10 protein-coding genes are annotated in these 12,975 nt (G+C 70.2%); 2 read left to right on the forward strand and 8 right to left on the reverse strand.

Annotated elements, in window-relative coordinates; all coding sequences use genetic code 11:
- Positions 1-114 precede the first annotated feature (114 nt).
- A complete protein-coding gene (locus ACZ4V6_RS08490; RefSeq protein ID WP_467823948.1) occupies positions 115-732 on the forward strand; it encodes a GNAT family N-acetyltransferase in 618 nt (205 codons plus the stop codon).
- Between the two features lie 77 nt (positions 733-809).
- Here ACZ4V6_RS08490 and trxA read toward each other — a convergent pair whose 3' ends face one another.
- The 7 genes from trxA to ACZ4V6_RS08525 form a co-directional block, all read right to left on the reverse strand.
- Positions 810-1,142, reverse strand: coding sequence for a thioredoxin (gene trxA, locus ACZ4V6_RS08495; RefSeq protein ID WP_467823951.1), 333 nt, complete (start codon positions 1,140-1,142; stop codon positions 810-812).
- Between the two features lie 38 nt (positions 1,143-1,180).
- Positions 1,181-2,149, reverse strand: a complete 969-nt coding sequence (trxB, locus tag ACZ4V6_RS08500; protein WP_467823953.1) for a thioredoxin-disulfide reductase — start codon at positions 2,147-2,149, stop codon at positions 1,181-1,183.
- 140 nt (positions 2,150-2,289) lie between these two features.
- Positions 2,290-3,168, reverse strand: a complete 879-nt coding sequence (locus ACZ4V6_RS08505) for an anti-sigma factor family protein (RefSeq protein ID WP_467824345.1) — start codon at positions 3,166-3,168, stop codon at positions 2,290-2,292.
- A gap of 17 nt (positions 3,169-3,185) precedes the next feature.
- On the reverse strand, positions 3,186-3,911 hold the full coding sequence (gene sigM / locus ACZ4V6_RS08510; RefSeq protein ID WP_467823956.1) for an RNA polymerase sigma factor SigM: 726 nt from the start codon (positions 3,909-3,911) through the stop codon (positions 3,186-3,188).
- A gap of 25 nt (positions 3,912-3,936) precedes the next feature.
- Complete coding sequence (locus ACZ4V6_RS08515) at positions 3,937-5,652, reverse strand: protein kinase family protein (RefSeq protein ID WP_467823958.1); 1,716 nt, start codon at positions 5,650-5,652, stop codon at positions 3,937-3,939.
- Positions 5,653-5,791: 139 nt separating this feature from the next.
- The gene (gene murJ / locus ACZ4V6_RS08520; RefSeq protein ID WP_467823961.1) at positions 5,792-8,161 is read right to left on the reverse strand and encodes a murein biosynthesis integral membrane protein MurJ; all 2,370 of its coding nucleotides are present in this window, start codon (positions 8,159-8,161) and stop codon (positions 5,792-5,794) included.
- Positions 8,162-8,205: 44 nt separating this feature from the next.
- Complete coding sequence (locus ACZ4V6_RS08525) at positions 8,206-10,596, reverse strand: DUF6049 family protein (protein ID WP_467823963.1); 2,391 nt, start codon at positions 10,594-10,596, stop codon at positions 8,206-8,208.
- 227 nt (positions 10,597-10,823) lie between these two features.
- On the opposite strand from ACZ4V6_RS08525, the gene ACZ4V6_RS08530 reads away from it, so the two are divergent.
- The gene (locus tag ACZ4V6_RS08530) at positions 10,824-12,269 is read left to right on the forward strand and encodes a CCA tRNA nucleotidyltransferase (protein WP_467823966.1); all 1,446 of its coding nucleotides are present in this window, start codon (positions 10,824-10,826) and stop codon (positions 12,267-12,269) included.
- Between the two features lie 103 nt (positions 12,270-12,372).
- Here ACZ4V6_RS08530 and ACZ4V6_RS08535 read toward each other — a convergent pair whose 3' ends face one another.
- The gene (locus ACZ4V6_RS08535) at positions 12,373-12,897 is read right to left on the reverse strand and encodes an LppU/SCO3897 family protein (RefSeq protein ID WP_467823968.1); all 525 of its coding nucleotides are present in this window, start codon (positions 12,895-12,897) and stop codon (positions 12,373-12,375) included.
- Positions 12,898-12,975: the final 78 nt, after the last annotated feature.

Here is a 12,975-nt window from a genome sequence, read left to right on the forward strand (position 1 = left end):
CGCCGGACTGGGGCTGGGCGCGGTCGGTGGATTCATCGGCAGCCTGCTCAGGGAACGGAGTGCTCTCACAGCCGCCCGTGATGCGGCGGGCGAAGGAAGCGAGGAACAGCCTTCATGGGGCGTCGGCTCGTACCGCTCACGCTGGACAATCTTCAGGACCTTCCCCAGCGCTGTCGCTCGTGCGTCTTCTGGGAGCTCGACCCCGTCAGCGGCGAAGCCGCGGTGACAGCGGGGACGTCCGCCACGGAGAAGGAAGCCTGGATCTCCTCCGTCCTGCTGGACTGGGGCTCCTGCGGTCGGGTGGTCTACGTCGACGACGTACCGGTGGGCTTCGTGATGTACGCCCCTCCCGCCTACGTACCGCGGTCGACGGCGTTTCCCACCAGCCCCGTCTCCCCCGATGCGGTGCAGTTGATGACGGCCTTCGTGATGCCTGGCTACCAGGGACAGGGGCTGGGGCGGGTGATGGTGCAGACGGTCGCCAAGGACCTGCTGCGGCGGGGCTTCAAGGCGATCGAAGCCTTCGGGGATGCCCGCTGGAAGGAGCCCGCCTGCGTGCTGCCGGCGGATCACCTGCTGGCCGTGGGCTTCAAGACGGTCCGGCCGCATCCCTGCCATCCGCGGCTGAGGCTGGAGCTGCGCTCCACCCTGTCGTGGAAGGAAGACGTGGAGATGGCCCTGGACCGGCTGCTCGGCGCCGTCCAGAAGGAGCCGGCGCTGCGTCCGCTGTGAGATCTCGTTCCCGCAGGGGGCGCAACACGAAGGGGCCGACCCTACCGGGTCGGCCCCTTCGTGTTTCACGTGAAACGTCAGTCGGCGATGAAGGTCTCGAGGTCGCGGACGATCGCGGCCTTGGGCTTGGCACCGACGATGGTCTTGACGACCTCGCCGCCCTGGTAGACGTTCAGCGTCGGGATGGACATGACGCCGTACTTGGCGGCCGTACCCGGGTTCTCGTCGATGTTCAGCTTGACGATCTCGATCTTGTCGCCGTACTCGGCGGCGATCGCTTCGAGGGACGGTGCGATCTGGCGGCACGGTCCGCACCAGGCGGCCCAGAAATCCACCAGGACGGGCTTGTCGCTCTTGATGACGTCCTGCTCGAAGGAGGCATCGGTCACTTGCTTCAGGGTGCCGGCCACAGCGGGCTCCTTAAGGGTTGGTGCGGGGCGGATGGGGGTCAGGCAGCGGTCTTCTCGGGCTCGGCCTTGTCCTCGTCGGTGAGCGCGGCGAGGAAGCGCTCGGCGTCGAGGGCGGCAGAGCAACCGGTGCCGGCGGCGGTGATCGCCTGCCGGTAGGTGTGGTCGACCACGTCACCGGCGCCGAAGACACCGGTCAGGTTGGTGCGGGTCGAGGGGGCCTCGACCTTCAGGTAGCCCTCCGGGTCCAGGTCGAGCTGGCCCTTGAAGAGCTCGGTGCGCGGGTCGTGACCGATGGCGATGAACAGGCCGGTCACCGCCAGGTCCGAGAGCTCGCCGGTCTTGATGTTGCGCAGCTTCAGTCCCGACAGCTTCTGGTCGCCCTGGATCTCGGCGACCTCACTGTCCCAGACGAACGAGATCTTCGGGTCGGCGAAGGCACGCTCCTGCATCGCCTTGGAGGCGCGCAGGGTGTCGCGGCGGTGGACGATCGTCACGGACTTGGCGAACCGGGAGAGGAACGTGGCTTCCTCCATCGCGGTGTCACCGCCGCCGATCACGGCGATGTCCTGGTCCTTGAAGAAGAAGCCGTCGCAGGTCGCGCACCAGGAGACGCCACGACCGGACAGGGCGTCCTCGTTCGGCAGGCCGAGCTTGCGGTGCTGGGAACCGGTGGTGACGATGACGGCCTTCGCCCGGTGGACCGTACCCGCGGTGTCGGTGACGGTCTTGATCTCGCCGGTGAGGTCGACGGCGACGACATCGTCCGGGATGAGCTCGGCACCGAAGCGCTCGGCCTGGGCGCGCATGTTGTCCATGAGCTCGGGACCCATGATGCCGTCCTGGAAGCCCGGGAAGTTCTCCACCTCGGTGGTGTTCATCAGCGCACCGCCCGCGGTGACGGCGCCCTCGAACACCAGCGGCTTCAGCGACGCGCGCGCGGTGTAGAGCGCCGCCGTGTAGCCGGCGGGCCCGGAGCCGATGATGATCACGTTTCGGACGTCGCTCACGGCTTCATTCCTCGTCTCTGGACTGCGTCTTCAGGTCCGGGTGGAGCTTCTGTCGGAGCTCTCACCCCACCCAACGGATCCTAAGGGGCGCGCATTCCCGCTGTGCCCGGGCACACGGCGGGCGAGGAGAACGCGCGGGCTCAGGGCCGCGCGTAGGAGTGCTTCAGGAGGACTGTGGCCTTGCCGACGGCGGGCTGCTCCACACAGGCCGAGCCGACGATGTAGGCGGTGACCCGGCTGTCGTTGAGAGTGTCGGGCAGCACCACGAGCAGTGCCTCCTCGCCCTTGTAGACACCCTCTTCCGTGGCGAGCGCCGTGTCGTCGCGGCCGATGGCCTTCTGGACGCACTCGGGAACGACCGTGGGCCGGGTGAGGACGTGGTTCTCGGTCCCGGACTCCGTGCCGAAGCTGCGTGGCGTCCGGGAGCCGCTTCGTGTGCTCTGTCCGTCACCGATGAGTTCGGTGACCTGCTTCTGCAGCGCTCCCTCGGAGAAGGTGTCCACGGGCGCGGTCGGCTGCCCGTGGGCCGTGTCGTCGGAGGGACTGCCCCCCGTGACGGACGACACGATCACGGAGCCGATTCCCAGAGCGGCCGCCGCGGCCACGGCACCCAGGACGACGGCCCTGCGCCGTCCGTCTCGCCTGCGGTCCTTGCGGCCCGGTCCCGTGGTGGAGGTGCGGGCGTGTCCGGAGGGGCGGTCTGCCGATGTTTCACGTGAAACATGCGCACCGTCGCGGCTCTCGTCCTCGTCCTTGTCGGCCGGCGGCACTTCCGGTGCTGTCGCACTCAGCAGTGCTTCGGCGGCAAGGGCCGCATCGATGCGACCGGCCACGTCGTCGGGCATCCGCTGCGGTCCGGGCAGTGTGCCGAGCAGCCCCTGGATCTCCTCCAGCGATGCGTGGACGTCCGCGCAGGGCTCACAGGATTCCAGGTGCCGTCGTACGTCCGTGGTCCGTGAAGGCGGGAGCAGACCCTCGGCGAGGTCGGAGATCTCCGTGACGTCCGGGTGCCCGGCCATGTCTGTCGTCGACGACGTCACGCTCGTCCACCTCCGCCCTTCACTGCGGCTGAATCGCTCTGGTCCACGTCCGGCGGGCCCGTCCTGTGCGGTCCCGCTGCGGGTGGGACGGACGCGCTCCGCGTCCGGTTCCGCTCGGGGCCGGCCTTTCCGTCGTCACCGTCGCCGTCCGGACGCAGGTGGGTGAGCAGCGGCAGCAGCCTGGCCCTGCCACGGGCGCAGCGGCTCTTGACCGTGCCGACCGGCACGTCGAGGATCCGTGCCGCCTCGGCGACGGGGTAGCCCTGCATGTCGACGAGGACGAGAGCCGCCCGCTGGTCGGCCGGCAGAGTCCCCAGCGCTTCGACGAGCTGGCGGTGCAGGTCGTTGCGCTCGGCGGGGGCCGAGGCCGACTCGTGCGGCTCCAGCAGTTGCTCCAGGCGTTCGGCGTCGTCGACGGGAGCGGTCTTGCGGGAGGCGGCCTTGCGGGCACGGTCCAGGCAGGCGTTCACGGTGATCCTGTGGAGCCACGTCGTGACGGCCGCCTGCCCCCGGAAGGTGTGTGCGGCCCGGTAGGCGGATACGAGCGCGTCCTGGACGGCGTCAGCGGCCTCCTCGCGGTCTCCCAGGGTGCGCAGGGCGACTGCCCAGAGCCGGTCGCGGTGACGGCGGACGAGTTCACCGAAGGCGCCGGGGTCACCCTCGACGTGGCGGGCGAGGAGGTCCTGATCGCCGATGTCGCCGTAGGCGGTGCCATCTGCCATCGGACCCCTCCCTCCGTCGGCGGGCTCAGCCCTTGAACGTCACGTCGGTGATGGCCTGCTTGTAACCGGCGTCGCTGAACTCGTCACCGGGGGCGTAGGGCAGTGCCGTGAGCCACACGAGTACGTACTGCGTCTTGACCGGCTCGGCGACCTTGATCGTCGCGGTGGTCCCGGTGGTGGTGACGGTGCCGATCTTCTGCATCGTTTCGAGCGACGACGGCTGCAGGGAGTCCGCGGCGTACAGTTCCGCCGTCGTGTGGTCACCACCGTAGGACAGCCCCACGTCCGCGGTGGAGACCTCCTGGGCGGAACCGAGGTCGTAGACGATGCCGACGCCCGGTTTGAACGGCCCGATGACGGGTCCGTCGTAGAAGCTGGCAGTCCGCCAGATCGTGCTCTTGTCGCCGTCGTACGTCTTGCCGACATCGGCGGGGTGCTGTGCGGAGCCCTTGGTGACGAACTCCTGGGCGCCCTGCACCGCTATCGGCCTGGCGGGTTTCGGCACGACGTCGTTCTTGTCGTTCCCGTTCGTCGTCTGGGTCCGGTTCTGGTCGTCGGCCTTGCCGCCCCGCTCCATGAGGGCGTCCGCCAGCTGCCAGCTGCCGAGGCCGAGTGCGGCGATCAGCAGGGCGGAGACGGTCCACTTCAGCGCCTTGCCGGTGCGGCTCTGCAGCGGGGGCGGCGGGGCGGCCACCGGCTGGGTGATCCCGGGGTGCGGCGCCGGGTGGCCGTGCGTGCCCTTCTGGTACGAGGTGCGCTGATAAGGCGGTGGGGCGGTGAACGTCGGCTCCGGCGGCCGGATGCGGGGCATCTCACCGATCGCCTTGACCAGTTCCTCCGGCGTGGTGCACGGGGACTCGTGGCGCGAAGCGGTGGCGCCGTCGTTGACGAGCGCCCGCATGGCGAGCTCGGACAGGCCGCGGTGGATACCGGCGCGTACCTGGTCCGGCGGGATCAGACCGATGTCCTTGGGCAGGCCCGCCATGCCGTAGGCGTCGCTCTCGTACGGCCAGCGCTGGGTGAGCGTGGCGTACAGCAGGGCGCCGATGGCCTCGGTGTCGGTGCGTTGCGGGGTGTCGGAACTGATGCCGCGCAGGGCGGCGCTGACGGCCAGTCCGCGGATCCTCCACTGACCCGTCGAGGTGCGCAGCACGGCGTTGGGGTTCAGACGCAGGTGGGCGAGGCCCTCGCGGTGGGCGGCGGCCATCGCGGAGGCCACCTGGCTGACCATCTGGTAGGCGTCGTAGGCGTCGAGCGGGCCGGCGGCGAGGAGCGCGGTCAGTTCGGTCGCGTCGGGGAGCCATTCGTGGACGACGTAGACGAGGTCGTTGTCCTCGACGGCGTCCAGTACCTGGACGAAACGCGGATCGCCGAGGAGCGCGGCGGAGCGTGCGGCGGCCAGCACGGAGCGGGCCCGCGTGTGGTTCGCGGGCAGGACGTGGACCCCGACGGCGCGGCGGAGCTTCTCGTCGACGGCCCGCCAACTGCTGAAGCCGTCCAGACGGGTGACGCATTCCTCGAGGCGGTAGCGCCTGGCGAGCTTGTGCCCGCTGTGCAGTTCGGGAGTCGAGGTCTTGCCGGCGTCCTCGCTCGTGGGGCTCCCCTGTGCCTCGTCGCTGTCCGTGTCCCGCTCCCGGTTGTTGGCCACCCCGTCGGCCGTGGACTGGTCCGCCTGTGCGGTCAGCGACTTCTCGCCGCTGTCGTCTGCCACGTCGACGGCAGCTGTGCTCCGTTCCGCCACCGTCGTTCCTGCCTCCCCATTCGATGCACGCCGGCCGACTCCGATGCGCGCAGCCCGACGCCGAACCCAATTGTGCCCACAGTCCGCCACTGTGCACGACACATGACGGCGGACGATGGTTGTGCGCCTACCCCCGGTCTCAGCGTCCCAGGCGTCCGCGCACCATACCGACCAGTGAGTTGACCTCCTCGATGCGCATCCGGCGGGCGGCGACGAAGAAGACGCCGAACAGGACCGCCGCGCCGGCCAGCAGGGCGGCGAGGGACCCCACGACGCCCTGGCCGAGGGCGTGGGCGATCCCGTAGCAGGCGGCGCCGCTGAGCAGGGCGGCCGGGACGGACGCGATGCACAGCCGGGCGTACGTCCGCAGCACCCGGGCCCCGTCCAGGTCCCCGCCGAGCCGCTTGCGCAGCCTGCGCCAGGCGACGCCCACGCCGATGGCGTAGGCCAGGCCGTAGGCGGCGGCCATGCCGACCACGGCCCAGCGGGCGGGCATCAGGAAGTAACACAGGGCGGACGCGGCGGCGTTGACCGCCGCCACGATGACCGTGTTGTAGAAGGGCGTCCGGGTGTCCTCGTAGGCGTAGAAGGCGCGCAGGACGACGTACTGCACGGAGTAGGGGATGAGGCCGAGACCGAAGGCCATCAGCATGTAGCCCATGTTGGTGGCTTCGCTGGTGCCCGAGGAGCCGAACATGAGCGTGCACATCGGGATGCCGAGCGAGACGAATCCGAAGGAGACGGGCACGATGGCGACGGCCGTCGTGCGCAGGCCCTGGGAGATGTCGTCGCGGACCGCACCACCGTCGTCCTCGGACGCCGAGCGCGAGATGCGCGGCAGCAGGGCGGCCATCAGGGAGACCGTGATGATGGCCTGGGGCAGGCCCCAGATCAGCTGGGCGTTGGCGTAGGCGGCGAAACCGGTGCCGTCGACGGGGGACGCGGTGCCGGCGGCCGTGGAGAGCTGGATGACGATCATGGCGCCCGCCTGGTTGGCGAGGACGAACAGGACCGTCCACTTGGCGAGGGTGACGGCCTTGCCGAGGCCGTGGCCCCGCCAGTCGAAGCGCAGGCGCAGCCGGAAGCCCGTCTCGCGCAGGTACGGGATCATCGCCAGGGACTGCACGACGAGGCCCAGCAGCACGCCGATGCCGAGCAGGCGCTGGCCCTCCGGCGGGATGCTGGTGACCTTCATGCCGGAGGTCTCCGCGGTCCCGTAGACCCAGATGAACATCCCCAGGGTGACGATGATGACGATGTTGTTCAGGACCGGCGTCCACATCATCGCGCCGAACCTGCCGCGGGCGTTGAGGATCTGTCCCATCACCACGTGCAGGCCCATGAAGAAGATCGAGGGCAGGAAGTAGCGGACGAAGGTGACGCCGACCTCGTTCGCGGCCGGGTTGCTGGCGACGGGGTTGGACAGGACGCGGATGAGGAGGGGGGCGGCGAAGACGGTGATCGCGGTGAGTGCGCCGAGCGCCACCATGACCAGCGTCAGCAGGCGGTTGGCGAAGGCCTCGCCGCCGTCGTCGTCGTCCTTCATGGCCCGCACCAGCTGCGGCACGAAGACCGAGTTGAGGCCGCCGCCGACGGTCAGGATGTAGATCATGGTCGGCAGCTGGTAGGCGACCTGGAACGTGTCGCCGAGCAGGCCCACGCCGAGCGCCGAGACGATCAGCGCCGAGCGGATGAACCCGGTCAGGCGGGACACCATCGTGCCGGCCGCCATCACGGCGCTGGACTTCAGCAGTCCTCCGGCGCGGCCGCCCTTCTTGGGGACGGTGGCGGTCGGCGCGGCGGCGGGTTCGGCCTCCTGGACGGGCGCCTCGGCCGCTTCCGGGGTGGGGGCCACCGCGTACTGGCCCGGCGGGGGAGCCGCGTACGGACCCGGTGCCGGAGCGGTGCCCCCGTACTGGCCGGGGGACGGGGCGTTCGCGTGCGGGCCGGGTCCCTGGGCGCCGTACGGGCCCGGAGCCGCGCCGTACTGGCCGGGAGCGGGTGCGGGGGAGGGAACCGGTGCCTGGTCGTCGTAGGAGGGGTGGCCGCCACCCTGCTGCTGGTCCCGGAACAGGTGGGCGAAGGCGTCGGGCTCGTGGCGCTGCTCGCCGGCCTGGGTGACCAGGTCGTCCACACCGACGAACTGGGTGGTACGCGGGTCGTCGCCGTACGGCAGGTACTGGGTGGGGCCCTCCGGCTCGGGGGCCGGGGTCTGGGCCCAGACGCGCGGGTCGGGCGCGTACGGGGACTGGGACGGCCGACCGTACAGCGGCTGCTGCGGGTAGGTGCCCGGGGGCGGCGGGGGGTGCGCGGCGCGGTCGTAGAGCGCCTCGGAGACCGGGTCCTGGGCGGAGAGGTCCTGGGCCCGGTAGGGATCCTGGTCGTAGGCGTCCTGGAGGTACATGTCCGCGGGCGGCTGCGGCGTCCGGCCGTGGTCGGGCACCGGACCCTCGGGGTGGCCCGAGCCGTCCACGGCCTGACCGCGGTCACCGTCGTACGGCGCGTTCATGGTTACCCCACCTCATCGTCCCGGGCCGACCGGCCACGACATCCTCAACGGTCCACTCTCTCACCCGTGCCGGACGGGCCACCGTTTTCCGTCGCGGTGTCCGGTGCCGGGTCACTCGGCTGCTGCGGGTCATCTGCCCGGGATCGTGCCCCGGCCTCCTCGGGACGCGCCTCGGGGTCATCGGGGTTCTGGGGGCTTTCCTCGTCGCTCCCGGCTTCCCGCTCCTCGCCGGAACCGTTCTTGTCGGCCGCACGGGCGGCGGCCCGCTTGCGCTGGGTGTACATCCGGAAGCCGGCGAGGACGAGGAGCAGGACACCGCCGCCGATGACCAGCATCACCGTGGCCGTGATCTCGGTGACCTTCACGTCGAACGTGACGGCCTTCCCGTACGGCCGCCCGTCCATCGTGTACAGCTGGGCGATCACCGTGGCCCGGCCGTTGGCGTTGGCGGACGTGGTGAACTTCACCGACTGGCTGTGGCCCCCGGAGACGGACACCGGCTGCTCCTGGTAGGCGGCGCCGTCGATCTCGAGACGTGTCGGGTTCGTCGAGGTGAGCCGCAGCACCAGGGGGCCGACGTCCTGCACCAGGTTGTTTTGCACCGTCACGGGAATCGTGGCGCTGCGGCCGGACAGCTTCGTCTCCGACTTGTCGATCAGCCTGACCCGGTCGGTCAGCCCGTCGAGGTACGACCTCACGCCGACGCGGAACGACTCCGCCTCGGCGGCCCGGCCCCGCCAGGACGCGGACATCTCCCGGTTCAGGGCTCGACCGAAGGGCGTCGCCACCCGGGACGGGTCCGACAGGACGACCTTGAAGTCGTCGAGCCTGCCCTGCGTCTGCGCGATCTGCGTGAACGCCGACCGGGGCAGCTCCTTCTTGCGCAGCTTCGAGGGATACGAGGAGGATCCTGGCACCTTGGTGGTGGCGTCGGGGTCGGGCTTGGCCGCGGCGGCCTCCGTCAGCTTCTGGGAGGCGGACCAGGTGCCGTCCTGGAGCGCTCTCAGTGCCTCGGCCATCGCACGGGCCTGGCTGCCGGAGGGCGTGCGCTGCGGGGCGACGACGATGCTGCGCTGCTTGCCGGTCTGGAGATGCAGAGCCAGGCTCTGGGCGAGGAACCGCTGCACCGCGAGCGTGGACGCGGACGCCTTCGTGAGGTCGCCCTCGAACGCCGTGGACAACCGGGCGTCCGCGACGACGGCGGTGGTCCCGCCGCCGATGGGCCGGGCGGCCGAGGGGGTGTACGGCAGGCCGCTGGTCTCCTGGAGGCTGTCGCTGCGGGCGATCACCTTGTCGGCGCCCGCCGAGGTGGCGACCTTGACGATCGACCGGTCGACCGCGCCCTCCACGGGCCAGGCGAAGTCCGTGTTCGGTTTCACGTGGAGGATCGGCGGGACCGTGTTGCCGACGACGTCCGTGGCTTCCTTCAGCTGGCTCAGCGAACCGGCGATGTCCGTGCCGTTGTGGGCGAGGGAGGCCAGGTCGGGGTCGGCGAAGGGCAGTGCGACGACTTCCTTGTCGGCCACCGCGTCCTGCAGATCGGCGAGCCACTGCTTGGCGACGTCCTGGTGGGTGCCGCGAACGGTGTCGTCCCCGCTGCGGACCCGGTAGCTGCCCGTCATCGCGTCGACGGAGGCGAGCAGGTCGGGGTCGACCACCCAGGTGACGTCGAGGTCCTTGCCCAGCGTGACCATCTGGTTCAGGCGGCCTCCGGGAGAGATCTCCTCGGCCAGGTCGTCGTTGAGGAAGACCGGGGTCTGTTCTTCGTTCGGGCCCGTCTCGGCGGCCATGTGCGTGGTGGAGACGAGGGGCCAGAGATACGTCGTCTTCGTCTTCGGGTCGGCCGCGTCGGACTTCCAGGGCAGGAAAGTGCGCTGGATGCCGAGGAGCCGCTCCCACGGCTGCGCGGAGGTCTGCCCGGAGAGCGAGACGGCGAACTCGTAGACGCCGTCCTCGCCGAGGTCCAGCTCGTCGACCGGGACGGAGATGTTGAAGTGCTCGGCGACGCCGGGGGCGAGCGCGGAGAACTTCGCCGTGTACTTGTCGTCGATCTCCGGAGGAACGGACCCCGACAGGTCGGTACCGTCCTCGGCGATCGCGTCGACGGACGAGCGGGTGTTGACCTCGGGGCCCACACGCAGTCCGACATGGGCCTTGGTGACCGTCTGCTTGCCGTTGTTGGTCACGGTGCCGGACACGGTCACCGTGTCCCCCTCGGTCGGGGCGGACGGGGTGAGCGAGTCGACGGCGACGGCCACCGCGCCGGAGTCCGAGTCGGCCTTGGCGATCGCCTGCCCGTCGGCGTACGCGGGACTGGCGGGAAGCTGGACCAGGCCGGCCAGCAAGGGCGCGCCGGCGAGCAGTGCCGCGGTGCGCCGGAGCCACCGGCGGGCAGGTGAGGGACTGGTCCCCTGGAAGTCTGCCGCCTCGGCCACGCGCTCGCCCGTCCCTCGTCGTGTCAGTGGTCGTCGGTATGTGCGTCCACGCATGGTAACGAGGTGCGCCGAGGGGAAGTGCCGCGGAGTGCGCCCCGAGATCCGCCGCGCAGCGGGCTGTCCCGTATATGCCTCTATATAGAGGAGCGCTCCGGTGAGGGGAGCGGCCCGGTACGCGGACAAAGGGAGGCGACCGGCTCCGCCCGGGCCACGTACCCTGTTCTGTTGTGCCGAACGCCAACGAAGACAACCCCAGTGCCATGAGTCAGGCGCAGCCTCGCGCGGTGAGCGAACTGTTGCGGGTAGCGCCTGTCGCCGACGACCTCGCCCGCCGTTTCCAGGAGGCCGGGTTCTCTCTCGCCCTGGTCGGCGGCTCGGTCCGGGACGCGTTGCTCGGCAGGCTCGGCAACGACCTGGACTTCACGACCGATGCCCGCCCGCAGGACGTGCTGAAGATCGTGCGGCCGTGGGCGGACGCCGTCTGGGAGGTCGGGATCGCGTTCGGCACGGTCGGGGCGCAGAAGGACGGCTACCAGATCGAGGTGACCACCTACCGGTCGGAGGCGTACGACCGCACCTCGCGCAAGCCGGAGGTGTCGTACGGCGACTCCATCGAGGAGGATCTCGTCCGGCGGGACTTCACCGTGAACGCCATGGCCGTCGCGCTCCCGGAGAAGGAGTTCATCGACCCGCACGGCGGACTCGACGACCTCGCGGCCCGGGTGCTGCGTACTCCCGGCACTCCGGAGGAGTCGTTCTCCGACGACCCGCTCCGGATGATGCGGGCCGCGCGCTTTGCCGCCCAGCTCGATTTCACGGTGGCCCCCGAGGTCGTCACGGCCATGAAGGACATGGCCGGGCGGATCGAGATCGTCTCCGCCGAGCGGGTCCGGGACGAGCTGAACAAGCTCGTCCTCTCCGCTCACCCGCGCAAGGGGCTGACGCTGCTCGTGGACACCGGCCTCGCCGAGCGCGTCCTGCCCGAGCTGCCCGCCCTGCGTCTGGAGCGGGACGAGCACCACCGGCACAAGGACGTCTACGACCACACGCTCATCGTGCTGGAGCAGGCGATGGCTCTGGAGACCGAGGGCCCCGACCTGGTTCTCCGGCTGGCCGCCCTGCTGCACGACATCGGCAAGCCGCGCACGCGCCGGTTCGAGAAGGACGGCCGGGTCTCGTTCCACCACCACGAGGTGGTCGGAGCCAAGATGACGAAGAAGCGCATGACCGCGCTCAAGTACTCCAACGACCTGGTGAAGGACGTCTCGCGCCTGGTCGAGCTGCACCTGCGCTTCCACGGATACGGCACGGGCGAGTGGACGGACTCGGCGGTCCGCCGCTATGTCCGGGACGCCGGCCCGCTGCTCGACCGTCTCCACAAGCTGACGCGCTCGGACTGCACGACCCGCAACAAGCGCAAGGCTGCCGCGCTCTCGCGGGCGTACGACGGGCTGGAGGAGCGGATCGCGAAGCTCCAGGAGCAGGAGGAGCTGGACGCCATCCGCCCGGACCTGGACGGCAACCAGGTCATGGAGATCCTGGGTGTGAAGCCGGGACCGGTCGTCGGTCAGGCGTACAAGTACCTGCTGGAGCTTCGCCTGGAGAACGGGCCGATGGGTCATGACGCCGCGGTGGCGGCCCTCAAGGAGTGGTGGGCCGGGCGGGAGGCGTGAGCTGTGGAACCGGGTCGCGTTTCACGTGAAACACGATCCGAGCAGGCGAAGGGGCGGTGTTTCACGTGAAACACCGCCCCTCGCGGCATATGAGACGCCTGCCCTACTTCTTGTAGTCCTTCAGGCAGAGCAGGAAGTCCTTGCCGTCGCCGCTCTCGGTGTAGACGTACTGGAAGTCCTTGGCCTCGGCCGCGCACTTGCTCTGGGCCATCGTGTCGGTGAGGAACGCGCCCTCGACCTTCGCCAGCACCTCGTACTGGGCCTTCGCGTCCGAGCAGTCGACGACCTCGAGGTCCGGGTCGCTGTCGTCGGTGCTGCCGCGGTGCATGCAGTCGCCGACCGAAGCCGTGTCGGCGTCGTCGCGGCTGGCGATGTAGCCGCCGACGACCGCGCTGATGACGGCCACGACGATGACGATGTTCTTGATCAGCTTGAAGCTGACCTTGCGCCGCGGCTGCTGCGGGGGGACCGGAGCGTACGGGACGCCCTGCTGGGGGAAGCCGGGCTGACCGGGCTGCTGAGGGAAGCCCGCCTGACCCTGCGCGTAGGGGTTCTGCCCCTGGAGCTGCTGCGGGGCCTGCGGCTGGCCCTGTGCGAACGGGTTGCCTTGGGGCGGCGGAGTGGTCACTGGGGGTCCCCCTAAACATGGGTGCATGACGCGTGCATGGCGCGAATAAGACGCACGTAAGGTACCGGCCCCCACCGA

The organism is Streptomyces sp. NPDC029152 (assembly GCF_055564355.1).

What these genes read in the sequence shown, in the direction of transcription:
- ACZ4V6_RS08490 (WP_467823948.1), top strand. Translation starts at nt 115, where the DNA reads ATGGGGCGTCGGCTCGTACCGCTCACGCTGGACAATCTTCAGGACCTT.
- ACZ4V6_RS08505 (WP_467824345.1), bottom strand. Translation starts at nt 3,168, where the DNA reads ATGGCCGGGCACCCGGACGTCACGGAGATCTCCGACCTCGCCGAGGGT.
- sigM (WP_467823956.1), bottom strand. Translation starts at nt 3,911, where the DNA reads ATGGCAGATGGCACCGCCTACGGCGACATCGGCGATCAGGACCTCCTC.
- murJ (WP_467823961.1), bottom strand. Translation starts at nt 8,161, where the DNA reads ATGAACGCGCCGTACGACGGTGACCGCGGTCAGGCCGTGGACGGCTCG.